Origin of the sequence: Flavobacterium aeripolare, from assembly GCF_013294025.1 — a bacterium.
In the GTDB taxonomy this organism is placed as follows: Bacteria; Bacteroidota; Bacteroidia; order Flavobacteriales; family Flavobacteriaceae; genus Flavobacterium.
Window position 1 is genome coordinate 121,293 of the sequence record NZ_JABSNL010000002.1, and the last position, 17,040, is coordinate 138,332.

16 protein-coding genes and 1 pseudogene are annotated in these 17,040 nt (G+C 34.4%); 11 read left to right on the forward strand and 6 right to left on the reverse strand.

The window, feature by feature from the left end; all coding sequences use genetic code 11:
• Window positions 1-20: 20 nt before the first annotated feature.
• The 5 genes and pseudogenes from HNQ00_RS16280 (at window position 21) to HNQ00_RS02815 (ending at window position 5,868) form a co-directional block, all read left to right on the forward strand.
• Window positions 21-404, forward strand: a pseudogene (locus tag HNQ00_RS16280) (GxxExxY protein).
• A 35-nt stretch (window positions 405-439) separates the two neighbouring features.
• On the forward strand, window positions 440-1,309 hold the full coding sequence (gene rfbA, locus HNQ00_RS02800) for a glucose-1-phosphate thymidylyltransferase RfbA (RefSeq protein ID WP_173836821.1): 870 nt from the start codon (window positions 440-442) through the stop codon (window positions 1,307-1,309).
• Window positions 1,310-1,357: 48 nt separating this feature from the next.
• Window positions 1,358-3,328: a polysaccharide biosynthesis protein gene (locus HNQ00_RS02805; RefSeq protein ID WP_173836822.1), complete on the forward strand. Its 1,971-nt coding sequence runs from the start codon at window positions 1,358-1,360 to the stop codon at window positions 3,326-3,328.
• Between the two features lie 207 nt (window positions 3,329-3,535).
• Window positions 3,536-4,969 carry an MBOAT family O-acyltransferase gene (locus tag HNQ00_RS02810; RefSeq protein ID WP_173836823.1) on the forward strand — a complete coding sequence of 478 codons (1,434 nt, stop codon included), beginning with the start codon at window positions 3,536-3,538 and terminating at the stop codon, window positions 4,967-4,969.
• Between the two features lie 17 nt (window positions 4,970-4,986).
• Entirely contained in the window at window positions 4,987-5,868 is an 882-nt protein-coding gene (locus HNQ00_RS02815; RefSeq protein WP_173836824.1) for a hypothetical protein, read from the forward strand.
• 41 nt (window positions 5,869-5,909) lie between these two features.
• Here HNQ00_RS02815 and HNQ00_RS02820 read toward each other — a convergent pair whose 3' ends face one another.
• Window positions 5,910-7,049, reverse strand: coding sequence for a lipoprotein N-acyltransferase Lnb domain-containing protein (locus HNQ00_RS02820; RefSeq protein WP_254598428.1), 1,140 nt, complete (start codon window positions 7,047-7,049; stop codon window positions 5,910-5,912).
• A gap of 309 nt (window positions 7,050-7,358) precedes the next feature.
• Between HNQ00_RS02820 and HNQ00_RS02825 the strand changes: the two genes are divergently transcribed.
• Together HNQ00_RS02825 and HNQ00_RS02830 are read left to right on the forward strand one after the other, a co-directional pair.
• Window positions 7,359-8,078, forward strand: a complete 720-nt coding sequence (locus tag HNQ00_RS02825) for a CDP-alcohol phosphatidyltransferase family protein (RefSeq protein WP_173836825.1) — start codon at window positions 7,359-7,361, stop codon at window positions 8,076-8,078.
• The gene (locus tag HNQ00_RS02830) at window positions 8,078-8,938 is read left to right on the forward strand and encodes a glycoside hydrolase family 25 protein (RefSeq protein WP_173836826.1); all 861 of its coding nucleotides are present in this window, start codon (window positions 8,078-8,080) and stop codon (window positions 8,936-8,938) included. Before HNQ00_RS02825 ends, HNQ00_RS02830 begins: the two co-directional genes overlap by 1 nt.
• Window positions 8,939-8,944: 6 nt before the next feature.
• Here the strand turns inward: HNQ00_RS02830 and HNQ00_RS02835 are convergent, their stop codons facing one another.
• From HNQ00_RS02835 to HNQ00_RS02855, 5 genes are all read right to left on the reverse strand, one after another.
• A complete protein-coding gene (locus tag HNQ00_RS02835; RefSeq protein WP_173836827.1) occupies window positions 8,945-9,169 on the reverse strand; it encodes a DUF5808 domain-containing protein in 225 nt (74 codons plus the stop codon).
• A 16-nt stretch (window positions 9,170-9,185) separates the two neighbouring features.
• Window positions 9,186-9,926, reverse strand: a complete 741-nt coding sequence (gene lptB, locus HNQ00_RS02840) for an LPS export ABC transporter ATP-binding protein (RefSeq protein WP_173836828.1) — start codon at window positions 9,924-9,926, stop codon at window positions 9,186-9,188.
• 100 nt (window positions 9,927-10,026) lie between these two features.
• A complete protein-coding gene (locus HNQ00_RS02845; RefSeq protein WP_173836829.1) occupies window positions 10,027-10,374 on the reverse strand; it encodes a carboxymuconolactone decarboxylase family protein in 348 nt (115 codons plus the stop codon).
• 2 nt (window positions 10,375-10,376) lie between these two features.
• Window positions 10,377-11,183, reverse strand: coding sequence for a twin-arginine translocase subunit TatC (gene tatC, locus HNQ00_RS02850; RefSeq protein ID WP_173836830.1), 807 nt, complete (start codon window positions 11,181-11,183; stop codon window positions 10,377-10,379).
• On the reverse strand, window positions 11,183-12,148 hold the full coding sequence (locus tag HNQ00_RS02855) for a KpsF/GutQ family sugar-phosphate isomerase (RefSeq protein WP_173836831.1): 966 nt from the start codon (window positions 12,146-12,148) through the stop codon (window positions 11,183-11,185). The genes tatC and HNQ00_RS02855 overlap by 1 nt, the downstream gene beginning before the upstream one ends.
• 83 nt (window positions 12,149-12,231) lie before the next feature.
• On the opposite strand from HNQ00_RS02855, the gene HNQ00_RS02860 reads away from it, so the two are divergent.
• The 4 genes from HNQ00_RS02860 (at window position 12,232) to HNQ00_RS02875 (ending at window position 17,040) form a co-directional block, all read left to right on the forward strand.
• Complete coding sequence (locus HNQ00_RS02860) at window positions 12,232-14,427, forward strand: ATP-dependent DNA helicase RecQ (RefSeq protein WP_173836832.1); 2,196 nt, start codon at window positions 12,232-12,234, stop codon at window positions 14,425-14,427.
• Window positions 14,428-14,496: 69 nt separating this feature from the next.
• Window positions 14,497-15,201, forward strand: a complete 705-nt coding sequence (locus HNQ00_RS02865) for a TIGR04283 family arsenosugar biosynthesis glycosyltransferase (RefSeq protein ID WP_173836833.1) — start codon at window positions 14,497-14,499, stop codon at window positions 15,199-15,201.
• Window positions 15,191-15,979, forward strand: a complete 789-nt coding sequence (locus HNQ00_RS02870) for an SDR family oxidoreductase (protein ID WP_173836834.1) — start codon at window positions 15,191-15,193, stop codon at window positions 15,977-15,979. Before HNQ00_RS02865 ends, HNQ00_RS02870 begins: the two co-directional genes overlap by 11 nt.
• A gap of 32 nt (window positions 15,980-16,011) precedes the next feature.
• Complete coding sequence (locus HNQ00_RS02875; protein WP_173836835.1) at window positions 16,012-17,040, forward strand: VOC family protein; 1,029 nt, start codon at window positions 16,012-16,014, stop codon at window positions 17,038-17,040.

The following is a 17,040-nucleotide window of genomic DNA, read 5'->3' on the forward strand; positions in this document are numbered from 1 at the left end:
AATTAATCCGAATTTCAATAATGGATACAACCGACAAAATAATTTACAAAGAAGAAAGTTATGCCATTATTGGAGCGTGTATGAAAGTACATCGGGTATTAGGAGTTGGGTTTTTGGAAGCAGTATATGAAGAGGCATTATAAAGGGAATTTCATATTTTGAAAATCCCTTTTAAAAGGCAGGTAAAATTAAATTTATATTATGATGGTCAGAAATTAAAGAAGCAGTATAGAGCTGACTTTGTTTGCTATGATAGAATTATTGTAGAGATTAAAGCAGTATCACAAATGCCAATTATATTTCACTCGCAGTTGAAAAATTATCTAAAATGCACAAAATTGGAATTAGGTATTTTAGTTAACTTTGGAACAGCTTCATTAACTTATAAAAGAGTAATTAATTAGAGAAATTCGAAGTAATTCGTCAAATTAGCACTACTATGAAAGGGATTATATTAGCAGGAGGATCGGGAACACGTTTACACCCACTTACCTTAGCGATGAGCAAACAAATGATGCCGGTTTATGATAAGCCGATGATTTATTACCCATTGTCTACTTTAATGATGGCAGGGATCAATGAAATTTTAATTATTTCAACACCACATGATTTGCCTAATTTTGAAAAGTTGCTAGGTAATGGTTCAGCTATAGGTTGCAAATTTACTTATGCGGAGCAAGCTATTCCAAATGGTTTAGCCCAAGCTTTTGTTATTGGAGAAGAATTTATAGGTGATGATGACGTCGCTCTTGTTCTAGGAGATAATATTTTCTTTGGGGCAAACATGCAAGAATTGTTGCGTTCTAATACTAAGCCAGTAGGTGGAGTAGTCTTTGCTTATCATGTATCAGACCCTGAACGCTATGGTGTAGTGGATTTTGATCAAAATTTTAAAGCGCTGTCAATCGAAGAAAAGCCTTCGGCACCAAAATCTAATTATGCAGTGCCAGGTTTATATTTTTATGACAATTCAGTTGTGGCAATTGCTAAAAATATTAAACCAAGTTCTCGCGGTGAATATGAAATAACTGATGTTAATAAAGCGTACCTTGAGCAAGGCAAATTAAAAGTTGGAATTCTAGGGCGCGGGACGGCATGGCTAGATACTGGAACTTTTAATAGTTTGATGCAAGCAGGACAGTTTGTTCAGGTCTTAGAAGAACGTCAAGGTTTAAAAGTGGGTTGTATTGAAGAAATTGCTTGGAGGCAAGAATTTATAACGGAACAAGAATTAAGGCAATTAGCAGAGCCTTTGAGAAAATCCGGATATGGTGAATACCTTTTGAAACTTTTAAAATTTAAAATTTAATTGTATAAAATAATTGATAATTTTAATTAATTGGCATACTAGAATACAATGGATAACAACGTAAAGAAATATTTCAAAAAACAGATCAAGAATAAGTTTTTTGAGAAACTACTAAAACTTAATATCAGCAATTTAAGCTACCTGCCAAGGTGGATTATTATTATGCTTGATGTTTTTGTATTGGTTTTTGCATTTATTTTCACCTACCTTATTTTTAAAGGCACTGGCTTAGAGTATATCTTGACTAATCATAATGTGCTTTTTTTGTGCAGCTTTTTTGGATTGAATATATTTTTCTTCTGGCTTTACAGTACCTATTCTGGGATTGTTAGGCATTCTTCTTTTGTAGATGCTGTTAAAATTTTATTCTCTCAGTCTTCAGTATTCTTAGTTTTTATCTTCATCAATTTTATATGTGTTGTACTTTTTGATACTAAAATTGTTTTAAATACAGGGTTATTCATTAATACGGTGTTATCGTTTTGTGGCCTCTTTCTATATCGTGTAATCGTGAAGCAATCTTTTGATATGTACGTTGCAGATAATACGTCTTCAAATCTTATTCGAACAGTAATTTATGGTACAGATGCTAATGCTATTTCAGTGGCGAATGCATTGAAATTTGAGAGTCCGTCGCGTTTTAAAATTGTTGGTTTTGTAGATAAAAATAACCAGAATGCTTCTAAGAGAATGTTGGATTTACCCATCCTTATTCAAAAAAAGAAATTACCTACCTTGATGAGAACTGTAGGTGCTGTCGCAGTAATTATAGCAGACAAGAGTTTATCTAAAGACGAACAGCTGGTTATAGTGGATCAATGCCTAGAGCACAACTACAAAGTATTTAATGTACCGGTAATTTCAAACTGGGAAAATCAAAAAGAGATTTCTCAAAAGGTTAAGAAAATCGAAATTGAAGATTTGCTAGATAGAAAGCCCATCGTATTAGATAATAATTCAATATCCAAACAATTAAAAGATAAGACTATATTAATTACAGGTGGTGCTGGTTCTATTGGTAGCGAAATTGTGAGACAGGTGTTGAATTTCAACCCAAAGAGTGTTATTATCTTAGATCAAGCAGAAACACCTTTGCATAGTTTGGCTTTAGAAATTGGAAATGTAAAAACCAAAACGAAGATTTACAGTGTAATTGCTGATGTTCGAAATAGAGAAGCGCTTGACGAAATATTTAGAAAATACCAGCCACACGTAGTGTATCATGCTGCAGCTTACAAGCACGTTCCTTTAATGGAAGACAATCCGGCGCAAGCCATTCATACAAATGTTCAAGGAACTAAAAATCTAGCTGATTTAGCTTGTTTACATCACGTAAAAAAGTTTGTGATGGTTTCTACAGATAAAGCAGTGAACCCAAGTAATGTGATGGGAGCTAGTAAAAGGATTGCCGAAAAATACGTGCAATCATTGCAATTACGTAGTAGAGAACAAGGCTTAGACTTGGCAACTAAATTCATTACAACACGTTTTGGAAATGTTTTAGGGTCAAACGGATCTGTTGTTCCATTGTTTACGAAACAAATAGCAGCTGGTGGACCTTTAACAATCACCCATCCAGACATCATCAGGTATTTTATGACCATTCCAGAAGCTTGTCAACTGGTTCTAGAAGCTGGTGCAATGGGTAATGGAGGGGAAATCTACATTTTTGATATGGGTAAACCAGTAAAAATAATAGATTTAGCTAAAAAAATGATTAAGCTAGCTGGCTTTATACCTGATAAAGATATAGAGATCAAAATCGTTGGTCTTAGACCGGGTGAAAAATTATACGAAGAATTATTGAACGATACCTCTAAGACGATACCTACACATCATAGCAAGATTATGATTGCAGAGGAACTTTCAAGCGAATTTGCACTATTGCATACAGAGATTAATGATTTAATTGCTATCGCAAATAAATTTGATAATAGCGCTATTGTGTTCCAAATGAAAAAAATTGTTCCTGAATTTAAAAGTATGAATTCCACTTTTGAAACACTAGACGCAAAATAATAACATATTTCTCACGTATAAAAAAAACACAAAGTAACCCTTTGTGTTTTTTTTGTTTTACAGCAAATACTAATCGCTGCTACCTATTAAATACGTATAAATTAGATCCCTTACATCCTGTGGTTCTTTTGGTATATTTATATCAAACATACTTTTAAATTAACGATAGCTATATAGTATATTTGCAAGCTAAATTAGTGCTGCCTTATGTTTTTTAATTCGCTGACGTTTGCAATTTTCTTGCCTATAGTTTTCTTCTTATACTGGTTTGTATTTAATAAAACAAAAAGCAGTCAGAATTTGATTCTAATTCTCGCAAGCTACTATTTCTACTCTTGCTGGGATTGGCGGTTTTTATTCTTATTGGTTTTTTCTACTTTCTTAGATTATGCTACAGGGATCCAAATTGAGAAAACACAAAAAGTAGCTACCCGTAAATTTTGGTTTTGGTTAAGTGTGGGTATCAACTTAGGCTTTCTCGCAGTCTTTAAGTACTATAACTTTTTTGCTAACTCATTCGCTGCTTTATTGACTGATTTCGGACTCAAATCTTCTCCTTTCTTATTAGATGTTGTGCTGCCTGTTGGGATTTCCTTTTATACTTTTCATGGGCTATCCTATGTTATCGATATTTATTACAAAAGGATCAAAGCAGAATATAACTTTGTCGATTACTCCCTTTTTGTTAGTTATTTTCCGCTTTTGGTCGCTGGTCCTATAGAAAGAGCGACGCACTTATTACCACAGGTAAAAGTTAAAAGAAATTTTGATTTCGAAAAAGCAAAGGAAGGCGTATATCAATTTACATGGGGATTGGTTAAAAAAGTAGTTATAGCTGATGGTTGTGCGACCTATGCAAACGCAATCTTTGATCATTATCCTGCAATGAATAGTTGGTCACTAATCTTGGGAGCTATTTATTTTGCATTCCAAATCTACGGTGACTTCTCTGGTTATTCAGACATGGCTTTAGGGATGTCTAAATTGTTCGGAATCGATTTATTGCGCAACTTCAACTATCCTTATTTTTCACGAGACATCGCTGAGTTTTGGAGGCGCTGGCACATTTCGCTATCCTCTTGGTTTAGAGACTATGTGTATATTCCGCTAGGAGGGAGCAAAGGAAGTAAAGCTAAACAAGTACGTAACGTGTTTATCATTTTCGTTTTAAGCGGTTTCTGGCATGGTGCAAATTGGACGTATCTGGCTTGGGGATTTATCAATGCACTCTACTTTTTACCGCTCTTACTTTTAAATAAGAACCGATCAAATATTGATATGGTAGACTTAAAGTGGAATTTTAATTCTTTAAAAGAGATAGGTGGTATTTTCTATACATTCATGTTAGCTTGTTTAGCATGGATCTTTTTTAGAGCAAACACGATAACTGACGCAGTTGCATACATCAAGAGAATGTGTAGTAATGGAGATTTTGCTTCTCAGTATCTTGCAAACGAACGATACAACTATGAACTACTTGCTATCGTAGTAGTTTTTATTATTGTCGAATGGAATAATAGATTTAGTGTCGAACCCATATCTGGTAAAAATAGTGGTTTGAAATTGGGGTTGGCTATTGCCGCAATTATTGCACTTGGCACGTTCTCTGATTACAAAGAGTTTATTTATTTTCAGTTCTAAAATTTAGCTTTCAAAAGATGAAAACATTTTTAATTTTTATAGTAAAGATCCTTGCAGTTACCTTAATTATAGCCGCTATTCTTGATTACGGTTATACTACTGTATTTGTAAAATCAAAGAGTAGAGATAAAGTTGCTTATGTGTTTAATTCAAGTGCAACTTCTTATGATGTTGTAATCCTAGGTTCTTCTAGAGCTAATAATCATTTTGTCACGGATATATTCGAGAAAAATGGACTCAGAACTTTTAATTACGGAATGAGCGGCGGACATCTTTTTGAAGCATCACTTTTACTTAAATTGATGATAGAATGCAATTATAAAATTAAAAACTTGATTTTAGAAGCCGATTTGAATTTATCGAATGACAAACAGTCTGAAGGAGTGGCGGCTAAATTTTTACCATACATACACCATTCAAATGTAATTAAAAATCATTTTGAGCAAGAGGCCAATTTCAACGAATTGTATTACATTCCGTTTTACAGATATTTGAAATTTGATTCAAAAATAGGTAGTAGAGAAATATTTCATACACTCATCCAGAAAAAGAGCGCTGCAACTTCTAATGGCGGTTACTATGCGCTAGCTGTTGGTAAAAAAGGGAATATGAAGAACAATATCGTAAATCTTAACCCATTGAAAAAGAATAAGTTTTACGAAGAGATCAAAGCGCTATGCAAAGCTCATAACATTAATTTTATTCCTGTTATGACTCCTATGTGTGAAAATGTGGTAGGAATGAGTTATTTCGATAAAGTGAAGAAGAACTATCCGGAAATTCATAATTATGAGAATACTGTTATCGACAACAAGTACTTCTCCTCATGCGGACACATGAACGATGCCGGCGCTAGACAATTTACTTCAATAGTTGTACGTGATTTCTTTAAGAAGTAAATTCGATAGGTATTATGTTTTTAAACAGCCTCCTTTTCTAGTTAAATTATAATCGGGATGCGTTTTTTGTTTTTGATTGCAATTCTTAGCAGTACTACGGCACTTGTAACGATCATGGGTAGTACAATAAGTAAATGCGCTTTGTTTACTAATAGTACAAGATAGATTAATAAACAGATTAAATTTGCCACTGCTAGTTTATAAATGTAACGGCAATTGTTAGTTAAAGTGAAAAATAATAGCAGCAGTAACAAGGGATTAAAAAGTAATACATTGTAATTCCAAGCGAGTTCTTCGTGGAAGGAATAAAATCCAGCAAACACAAAGAAGAGTCCTATTAAACTTAAAAGTAACAAGTAAAATTGATTAAGTTTTTTAATATTCAAAAGTAATATAAGGAGTAAAGCAGCTAAATAACTATAGGGATTGTTCCACCAAGAAGTTGGTATTTCTTTATCGAATGTCAAAACGGGAGTGGTTTGAGGAGCTAGGTTTTGGCCATTAAAGGTTACTTTTTTCAAGCTTTCTAATAACTCAAAAGGAAGGAAAATTTGAGTTCCGTCCTGATCAACTTTCTTCCCGAAAATAATACTAGTACCTAATTTTTCATAAAAGTGATTGTCGAAGTACGGGTACAAGATAGACCTGTAAGTGGTGTCTGTGTTTTCTTTTTTAACGACTACATTTTGTTTCAAGGATTTATTAATGATATCCACAACCATTGAAGTACAATTTTTATCGATAAATTTATAGGTGTAATAACTGTCACCTGAGGTAAGTGATTGCTTTAGATTATTGCATAATTCTTGACGCAATTGTAAAGAGATTTGCAATTCTTGCTCGTATACATCTCGGTGTTCATACGTGTATTCATTAATAAAATCGCTGTATGGATGTACGGCTGCAAAATATTGTAAGTCGCCCTTAACAAATTTTAATACAAAATTAGGCGTGCTAAAATCAAAGGCACCGTAGTTATAGACGACATCTAGAAAGTTTTCAGGATCTGAAATGCGAATTGCTGTATGTCCAAAAAGAGAATAAACTTCGTTGGCTGTACCGCAGGTCAATACGCTTACCTTTGCATTAGGAGATAAGGGGCTTTCTTGACTATGCATGTTTGAAGTAAAAAATAATCCTAACATACAACAAGCTACTAATAGAAGCGTAGTGAATTTCATACTGGTAAAATTTAGTGCTAAGATAAATGTTTAATGATAAATCAACAAGAAGTAGCACATAACATTCCTAAATTATCTTCCGTCTTTTTTAAGTCTGTGAGAATTATTTATTGCTTAAAAATGATTACTTAAATTTTGCTAGAGTTATGTGTTGGTTGATAGTTATTTGTAAGATTGAATTATTGCTGTTGTTGATTGTGCCTGGGTATTGAGACTACTCACAGCTTAATGAAAATCTCCTAAAAAAAAGAATGATATCAAGAAGTTAAAATAGTAAATTTGCTTTCTTATTATTAAAATAACATAACCATGAATATTAAAAAGCACATTCCCAATTTAATTACTTTACTCAACTTGCTTTGTGGCTGTATTGCTTTAGTCTATGCTTCAAATGGCAACTATTTTGCAGCTTTTTACTTTGTGTGTCTAGGGATTTTCTTAGACTTTTTTGATGGTTTTTTTGCAAGATTATTCAAGGTTGCAAGTCCGTTAGGCTTACAGTTAGATTCTCTTGCTGATATGGTTACAAGTGGAGTGGTACCAGGATTTGTAATGTTTTTTATGATGAAAAATAGCCAGCACGAAATAGGCTCTCATGAAATATGGAATTACCTGGGTTTTATTGTTACCCTAGGGTCATGCTACCGCTTAGCTAATTTTAATATTGATACCCGCCAAACGGAATCTTTTATAGGATTACCTACACCTGCTAATACACTTTTTATATTAAGTCTACCTTTAATTTTAAAATATTCTCAATCGATACTTGTATTAGAAGTGCTTACCAATCAATGGTTCTTGCTAGTGATTGCAATTGCAAGTGCTTACATCTTAAATGCTGAGGTACCTTTATTTTCGCTTAAAATTAAAAAGTTTACGCTAAAAGATAATGCATTGCAAATAGGATTTTTATTATTCTCATTGTTGTTATTGGGTTTCTTTCAGTACCTAGGAGTGGCATTAGTGATCGTTAGTTATGTTTTGCTATCTGTAATAAATAATGCTAGAGCAAAAAAAGCAACTTTTTAATGCGGAAAAAGACAGTCAGGAAAAAGCCCGTTTATAAAAAAGCTAAAAAGAAGTCCTTTTTTCCAAGGCAGTTGTTTCTTAAAGTAATCGCTTCGTTTGCTATTATTGCAGCCATCGTTTTTGGGATTTATCATTATCGGGAGGGATTATTGTATTATCTAGGTTATAAATCTCACGTTCCCACTAAAGAGCAGTTGGAGGAAAAACGACTTTCTGATGTGCGTAATTTTCAGGTCTTAAATAGGCATGAAGGCAAGGCTTTAGGAATAGATGTTTCAGAGTATCAAGGAAATATTCAGTGGCAAGATCTAGGTGCAATTGAAGAGACTTATGCTATAAATTTTGTTTTTATAAGGGCAACTGTCGGTGATGATCGATTGGATAGAAAATTCAATAAAAACTGGCTTCAAGCCAAAGAAAATAAAATTATTCGAGGTGCTTACCATTATTACAGACCCAATGAAAACTCGCTAGATCAGGCAGAATTGTTTATCAAATCAGTGCAGCTGTCAAAAGGAGATTTGCCACCGGTGTTAGACATAGAGCAATTACCTAAAAATCAATCTATCGAGCAATTAAAAGTAGGTTTGCGTAAATGGCTACAAGCTGTTGAAGCGCACTATAAAGTAAGACCGATTATTTATACTGGCGAGAAATACTATGATAGTTTTTTGAAAGAAGAGTTTAGCGATTACCTATTTTGGATTGCAAACTATAATTTTTACAGGGAAAAAATTCAAGATAATTGGCTGTTCTGGCAATTTACAGAGCGAGCCAGTTTACCTGGAATTGAAGGTAATGTAGATGTTAATATCTTTAACGGTGATCTACAGCAACTGCAGTTTATTACTATAGAGTAATGTGTATTAATTGTAGAAGAATGCTACGAGTATAGCTGTTGTTATAAGTGCTAAAAAAATGGATACTGAATAGGTATTTGCAAAGTTAACCGTCCATCCTAGGTAAGCAATCCTTTTAGGGGGAAATATTCTAGGATCTTCTCTGTTGAAGTAAAAAATCCCCAAAATCCAGTTATTAGGATCTTGGTGCCATCTGTCTAAGGTTTCTTGTGAAGGTTTATCTTGCTTCATGGGATTAGTAGTTAAATTAAAACTCTATTTTCTTTTTACGTAGTTCAAAGTTCTGACCCAAATACACACGACGTACCATTTCGTCTTCGACTAATTCCTCTGGTATACCGGCTTTAAGTATTCCTCCTTCAAACATTAGGTAGGTTTTGTCAGTGATAGCAAGCGTCTCTTGAACATTGTGATCAGTAATTAAGATACCAATGTTTTTATTTTTTAACTGTGCTACAATTCTCTGAATATCTTCTACTGCTACAGGGTCAACTCCAGCAAAGGGTTCGTCTAGTAAAATAAACTTTGGATCTGTAGCTAAGCAGCGCGCAATCTCTGTACGACGGCGTTCTCCACCAGATAGTAAGTCACCACGGTTAGTTCTAATGTGTTCTAAACTAAACTCATCGATCAAGCTTTCCATTTTAGCAACTTGCTCTTCTCTCGTAAGCTTCGTAAGTTGCAAAACGCTCAATATATTGTCTTCGATACTTAATTTTCTAAAAACCGAAGCTTCCTGTGCTAAGTACCCTATACCTTGTTGGGCTCTCTTATACATAGGGTAATCAGTAATGTTTAAATCATCTAAATAAATGTTTCCAGAGTTGGGTTTTACCAAACCTACAATCATGTAAAAAGAGGTTGTTTTTCCGGCTCCGTTAGGTCCTAGTAACCCAACGATTTCTCCTTGATTTACCTCTACAGAAATCCCTTTTACAACACTTCTTCCTTTGTATGTTTTTATTAAATTATCAGCTCTTAAGATCATATTTTATGTTTTAAATCATTCTACTATAGCGGTAAAAGTTGATTTGTTTATTCGATACAAATTAACGAATAAACAAATCAACATGTCCTGCTATTAACAATTATTTAGACTCCTCTAGAGCTTCCCAAAATTCGTATGCTCTACGTAAATGTGGTACCACAATTGTTCCTCCTACTAGTGTAGCGATTCCCATTGCTTCCATCATTTCCTCTTTAGTTACACCTTCTTTGTGGCTAGTTTCTAGGTGGTATTTTACGCAGTCATCACAACGTAAAACTGCCGAAGCAACTAGTCCTAGTAGCTCTTTAGTTTTTACATCTAGTGCACCTGCAGCATAAGCATTTGTATCTAAATTGAATATTCTTTTCACAATTTTATTGTTATCTGCTAACAATTTTTCGTTCATTTTAGAACGGTACTCATTAAATTCTTCGATAATAGCTGCCATCTTTACTCTTTTTCTTTTTTATGAACAAATACTGATATGAAAATACTTGCTTCATAGATTAATAACATTGGTATTGCAACAATAGTCTGGCTTACCACATCTGGAGGTGTGACAATTGCCGCGATAATCAGGACTAATACAATTGCATATTTTCTATATTTTCTTAAAAAAGCCGGAGTTACTAATCCTAACTTGGTTAGAAAATAAATGATTATTGGTAATTCAAAAAACAATCCACTTGCTAATACAGATGTTTTTACCATCCCAATATAAGAGTCTAGTGTAAATTGATTCAACACTACAGAACTCACTGTAAAAGTAGCCACAAAGTTTACCGACATAGGGATAACTACAAAGTAACCAAACAGTACGCCTATGAAAAATAGTAGTGAAGAAAAGAAGATAAATACTTTTGCATTTTTCTTTTCATTCGAATATAAAGCTGGGCTAATAAATTTCCATACTTCCCAGAGTATATAAGGGAAACTCAAGATAAATCCAGCTAACATACATATCCAGATAAAGGTGTTTACCTGTCCTTCCATCTCTGTGTTCTGGATGATGAATGGCATTTCGGTGATGCAAATCGTTTCTGCAATTCCTAGTGAATGCGATAATTCACAAAAATAAACATAGGTGAAAAACGTTGGTCTTGTAGGACCAAAAATGATAACATCAAATAAATAATCACTTATAAAATAAGTAAAAAATGCCATGATAATAATGGCAATTGTACTTCTTACTAACAGCCATCTTAAATCTTCAAGATGATCTAAAAACGACATCTCGTTTTGGTTTTTCTTTGCCATTATACTATTCCTTCTTTTAAAATGTCGTGTAAATGTAACACTCCTTTGTATTCTTTGTTCTCAACAACGATCAATTGTGTAATAGAAAAATCTTCCAATGTATTCAAGGCATCTGTCACCATATCTGTTGCCTGAATTAACTTAGGATTTTTAGTCATGATGTCACTTGCAACTAGATCTTTGAAGTGATCTCTTTCGCTTAACATTCTTCGAATATCTCCATCAGTTATAATCCCAATTACAGCGTTATTTTCAACAACAGCAGTTACGCCTAATCGTTTTTCTGAAATTTCAAAGATTACTTGCTGGATAGAAGCATCGGGAGCAACCATAGGTTTCAAGGTATGTTCTAGCATATCCTTTACACGTAATAATAATTTTTTACCAAGTGCGCCTCCCGGATGGTAAATTGCAAAGTCTTCGGGTTTAAAATCCCTCATTTCCATCAAGCAAACAGCAAGTGCATCTCCCATTACTAATTGGGCTGTAGTGCTACTTGTGGGAGCTAGATTGATTGGGCAAGCTTCTTTATCAACGGTCGTATTCAAGACGTATTTTGATCCTTTGGCTAAAAAAGAAGTCATGTTCCCTGTAATTGCAATTAGGGTGTTCCCAAAACGGGTAAGCAACGGAACCAGAACTTTAATTTCAGGACTATTTCCGCTTTTAGAAATGCAGATAATAACATCCTCTTTTTGTACCATTCCTAAATCGCCATGAATAGCCTCTGCTGCATGTAAAAATAGAGAAGGAGTTCCTGTTGAGTTAAATGTAGCAACCATTTTTTGTGCGATAATGGCACTTTTTCCTATTCCTGTTACAACTAATCTGCCCTTAGAATTATAGATTGCTTGCGCTGCATTTGAAAAATTATCATCTAAAAAGTCTGTGAGCTTTATAATCGACTCACTTTCAGTCATGATGGTTTTTTTGGCTATGGCCAATATATTTTCGTTTGATATCAAAACAGAATGTTTAAAATTTGTAAGTGTAAAAGAAAGTAGTATCTTTATAATGCAAATTTATACAAAATACCATATAATAAAGAATGAATTCAAACGAAATTAATATCCATACGGAATTAAAGAAATATTTTGGCTTTAGCCAATTTAAGGGGCTGCAGGAACAAGTCATCAAAAGTTTGCTTAACAAGGAAAATACCTTTGTTATCATGCCTACTGGAGGTGGAAAATCACTGTGTTATCAGTTACCCGCTTTGATACAAGAAGGGACCGCAATTGTCGTTTCGCCTCTAATCGCTTTAATGAAAAACCAAGTTGATGCTATTCGAAGTTTGTCTTCAGAAAATGGTATCGCACATGTCTTAAATTCCTCCCTTACTAAAACTGAAATTACACAAGTTAAAAAAGATATTACATCTGGATTAACTAAGCTACTTTATGTAGCGCCAGAGTCATTGACAAAGGAAGAAAATGTTAACTTTTTAAAAGGAGTTAAAATTTCGTTTGTTGCTATTGATGAAGCGCACTGTATTTCTGAATGGGGTCATGACTTTAGACCTGAATATCGAAATCTAAAAAATATTATAAAACAGTTGGGTGATATTCCTATCATCGGGCTAACGGCTACCGCAACTCCAAAAGTGCAAGAGGATATCTTGAAGAACCTGGATATGACCGGAGCCAAAACTTTTAAAGCGTCGTTTAATAGACCCAATTTATACTACGAAGTACGTACTAAAACAAAAAATATCGAATCGGATATTATTCGTTTTATTAGACAGCATAAAGGGAAATCAGGTATCATATATTGTTTAAGTCGTAAAAAAGTGGAGGCTATTGCCGAAGTTTTACAAGTAAACGGAATAAGTGCTGTTCCTTATCACGCTGGTCTTGATGCAAAAACTAGGGCGAGACACCAAGACATGTTTCTTATGGAAGATGTTGATGTTGTAGTAGCAACTATTGCTTTTGGTATGGGAATTGACAAGCCAGATGTTCGTTTTGTAATACACCACGATATTCCTAAATCGCTTGAAAGTTATTATCAAGAAACGGGTCGCGCAGGTCGTGATGGTGGTGAAGGGCATTGTCTCGCTTACTATTCATACAAAGATGTAGAAAAGTTAGAGAAATTCATGTCAGGGAAACCGGTAGCAGAACAAGAGATTGGTTTTGCCTTGTTACAAGAAGTGGTGGCTTATGCCGAAACATCGATGTCAAGGAGAAAATTCTTGCTTCATTATTTTGGTGAAGAATTTGACAGCGAGAACGGTGATGGTGCTGATATGGATGATAATGTTCGAAATCCAAAAACTAAGATTGAAGCGCAAGAGCAAGTCGTTAAATTATTAGAGGTTGTTCGCGATACAAAACACCTTTATAAATCCAAAGAGATTGTTTTTACGTTAATAGGTCGAGTGAATGCTGTTATAAAAGCGCATCGTACAGATGTGCAACCCTTTTTTGGCTCTGGGATTTCCTTCGATGAAAAATATTGGATGGCATTATTGAGACAAGTTTTAGTGGCAGGTTATTTATCGAAAGATATTGAAACCTACGGAATTGTGAAAATCACAGATAAAGGACTTGATTTTATTAAAAAGCCTTCATCTTTCCTGATGTCTGAAGATCATGAGTACAACGAGACTGTTGATGAAGCTATTGTGACTGCTTCAAAAGTAACGCTTGCGATAGATACGGTTCTAATGAACATGTTAAAAGACTTGCGTAAAAAAGTGGCCAAGAAAATAGGTGTGCCTCCTTTTGTAGTGTTTCAAGATCCTTCATTAGAAGATATGGCCTTGAAATATCCAATTTCGCTAAATGAATTAATTAATATTCATGGAGTAGGGGAAGGAAAAGCTAAAAAGTATGGTAGTGATTTCGTTGAGTTAATCAATAGATATGTAAACGAGAATGAAATCGTTAGATCAGAAGATCTGGTGGTAAAATCTACAGGAACTAACTCAGCAAACAAGCTTTATATTATTCAAAATATTGACCGTAAATTGTCATTAGATGATATCGCTAAAGCGAAAGGCCTAACAATGGACTTGCTAATTAAGGAAATGGAACAAATAGTATATTCAGGGACAAAACTGAATATAAAATATTGGGTTGATGACATGCTCGATGAAGAACAGCAAGAAGAGATCTATGATTATTTCATGGAATCTGAGTCAGATAAGATCGAAGGTGCTCTTAAAGAGTTTGAAGGAGATTATGATATCGACGAACTGCGGCTGATGCGAATAAAATTTATTAGCGAAGTAGCTAATTAGAACATAAAATTAAAAAGAGAAGTTATTGTAACTTCTCTTTTTTTATATATAAACAAAGAATAACTATAAATGCATTTAAGTATTATTATCCCTACTTACAATGAGGTAAGTACAATCGCCACAGTAATCACACACTTACAGCACTGTTTGCTAGGGAAGCAATATGAAATTATTATTTCTGATGGTGGTAGTACAGATGAAACAGTCGCAATCGCAAATACGCTAGGGGTAAAAACTGTAGTTTCAAAAATTAAAGGGAGGGCAGGACAAATGAATTGTGGTGTAAAGAATGCGAGTGGAACTATTTATTATTTTGTGCATGCAGATAGTTTACCAGTAGCCAGCTTTTATGAAGATATTACATCTGCTGTATCGGGTGGTTATGATTGCGGCAGTTTTAGAACAAAATTTGATAATGCAATGTGGCTTCTTAAATTTAATGCCTTCTTCACACGATTTAATTATTTATTTTTTCGTGGTGGTGATCAAAGTATTTTTATCACCAGAGAATTATGGCAGCAAGTAGGTCATTATAAAGAGTCGATGCTTATAATGGAGGACTATGATTTCTTAGCTCGAATTTGGCAACAAGGAAAGTTTAAATTAATACCAAAAGCAACTCTTGTTTCGGCTAGGAAATACGAAGAAAATAGTTGGTTGACAGTGCAATTAGCCAACTTGAAAATCGTGAAAATGTATAAAAAGGGTGCTTCTCAGCAGGAGATGTTAGTTAAGTATAAAGAACTTTTAAGCTATAGAAAAAATGCATTTTAAAAATAAGGTAGTCTGGATTACTGGCGCTTCTTCAGGTATTGGTAAAGAGTTAGCATTGCAATTAGCTCGCGAAGAGGCTATATTGATTTTAACAGCTACAAATTTAGATGCTTTAAATTCTTTAAAAGTTGAGTTAGGAAACACGCAATCACACATTCTTACTTACAATCTTCTAGATATTGAGGGGATTTCTAACTTAGTAAGCCAAGCGATGCTTCTAGAAGGTCGTATTGATTATGTTATACAAAGCGCTGGAAAAAGTCAACGTGCAATGGCGGATCAAACTGATATTGTCGTGTATAAAAAATTAATGGATTTAAATTTTTATGCTCCCGTCGCCTTATCACAAGCGATACTGCCACATTTTAAAAAGCAAGGCTATGGAAGTATTTGTGTAATCAGTAGTATCGCTGGTCTAATAGGTTTTCCTTTGCGTTCGGGCTATGCTGCTTCAAAGCATGCGATCAAAGGATACTTAGAGACATTGCAATGTGAATTATATAAAACCAATATCCATGTTTCTATCGTATATCCTGGTAGAATAAATACAAATATTTCAAAAAATGCCTTAGCGGGTGATGGTCAGCAATATGGCGATACAGATGAAAATAGTGAGGCAGGAATGCCGGTTGCAGTTTGCTGTAAAAAAATAATTGCTGGATTAAGGAAGAAGCAAAAGGCGATTTATATCTTAAAAGCTGAGCGGCTTTTGTTATGGCTTTGGTGGTATATTCCAAGTTTGTATTACAAGATAGCGCACGCAAAGGGCGCAAAATAATAGCAGTAAAATATAAAAATAAAAGAACAGGCATGCACCACTATTTATCAGGAGTACAACAAATTGGGATTGGAGTTAAAAATGCGCACAGTGCAATGCATACATACAAACATTTATTTGGTATGGATGTACTCATTTTTGACGACGAAGCGAGTGCTACTTTAATGACGCAATATACTGGTGGCGATGTTTATAAGCGTAGAGCTATATTAACCATGAATTTGCAAGGGGGCGGTGGTTTAGAATTGTGGCAATTTTTAAATCGGAATCCCGCAGCCGCGAGTACGATACAATTAGGTGATTTGGGGATTTTTGCGGCAATTATTAAGTCGGTGAATTTAGAGCAATCGCATCAACGTTTATCAAAAATCGATGAGGTTGTAGTTTCTGATATTTTTAAGTCAGAGGCTAGCGGTAATTACTTTTGGCTAACTGATGCCAACAAAAATACGTTTAAAATTATTGCCTCTAATGATTGGTTCCAGACTGGAAACCACGATATGGGCGGAATAGTAGGTAGTGTAATTGGTGTTTCAGATATGGAGAAAGCAATTTTGTTTTATCAAAGTGTTCTGGGGATTGATGTTATTTTATACGACACCGAAGCTATAGAGAATAAACAGCGCATTCGAAAAGTAGGAATTAGTAAAAAAGCTACCGGTAAAGGAGCATTCAATAAACTGTTAGGAGATGTTGTGATCGAACTAGTTCAGGTGTTAGATCGCGTTCCTGCCAAAATTTACCAAGACCGGTTCTGGGGTGATTGTGGGTTTATTCATTTATGTTTTGATGTTTTAGACATGCAAGCGTTAAAAAAACACGCGATTAGTAAAGGACACGATTTTTCTGTAGATAGTAGTGATTCATTTGCTATGGATCACGCAGCTGGTCGTTTTTGTTACATCGAAGATCCAGATGGTACATTGATAGAACTAGTAGAAACACACAAAGTGCCTATCTTAAAGAAAATAGGATGGTATCTGGATCTTAGAAAAAGAAACATTGAAAAACCGTTACCCAACTGGATGATTAAAATGCTTGCTATTAGCAAGGTCAAATAA

Coding starts and splice junctions, on each gene's coding strand:
- HNQ00_RS02835 (WP_173836827.1), bottom strand. CDS start 9,169: ATGAAGCAAGATAAACCTTCACAAGAAACCTTAGACAGATGGCACCAA.
- HNQ00_RS02825 (WP_173836825.1), top strand. CDS start 7,359: ATGAATATTAAAAAGCACATTCCCAATTTAATTACTTTACTCAACTTG.
- tatC (WP_173836830.1), bottom strand. CDS start 11,183: ATGGCAAAGAAAAACCAAAACGAGATGTCGTTTTTAGATCATCTTGAA.
- HNQ00_RS02810 (WP_173836823.1), top strand. CDS start 3,536: ATGTTTTTTAATTCGCTGACGTTTGCAATTTTCTTGCCTATAGTTTTC.
- HNQ00_RS02875 (WP_173836835.1), top strand. CDS start 16,012: ATGCACCACTATTTATCAGGAGTACAACAAATTGGGATTGGAGTTAAA.
- HNQ00_RS02860 (WP_173836832.1), top strand. CDS start 12,232: ATGAATTCAAACGAAATTAATATCCATACGGAATTAAAGAAATATTTT.
- lptB (WP_173836828.1), bottom strand. CDS start 9,926: ATGATCTTAAGAGCTGATAATTTAATAAAAACATACAAAGGAAGAAGT.
- HNQ00_RS02805 (WP_173836822.1), top strand. CDS start 1,358: ATGGATAACAACGTAAAGAAATATTTCAAAAAACAGATCAAGAATAAG.
- rfbA (WP_173836821.1), top strand. CDS start 440: ATGAAAGGGATTATATTAGCAGGAGGATCGGGAACACGTTTACACCCA.
- HNQ00_RS02820 (WP_254598428.1), bottom strand. CDS start 7,049: ATGAAATTCACTACGCTTCTATTAGTAGCTTGTTGTATGTTAGGATTA.
- HNQ00_RS02870 (WP_173836834.1), top strand. CDS start 15,191: ATGCATTTTAAAAATAAGGTAGTCTGGATTACTGGCGCTTCTTCAGGT.
- HNQ00_RS02815 (WP_173836824.1), top strand. CDS start 4,987: ATGAAAACATTTTTAATTTTTATAGTAAAGATCCTTGCAGTTACCTTA.
- HNQ00_RS02845 (WP_173836829.1), bottom strand. CDS start 10,374: ATGGCAGCTATTATCGAAGAATTTAATGAGTACCGTTCTAAAATGAAC.
- HNQ00_RS02830 (WP_173836826.1), top strand. CDS start 8,078: ATGCGGAAAAAGACAGTCAGGAAAAAGCCCGTTTATAAAAAAGCTAAA.
- HNQ00_RS02865 (WP_173836833.1), top strand. CDS start 14,497: ATGCATTTAAGTATTATTATCCCTACTTACAATGAGGTAAGTACAATC.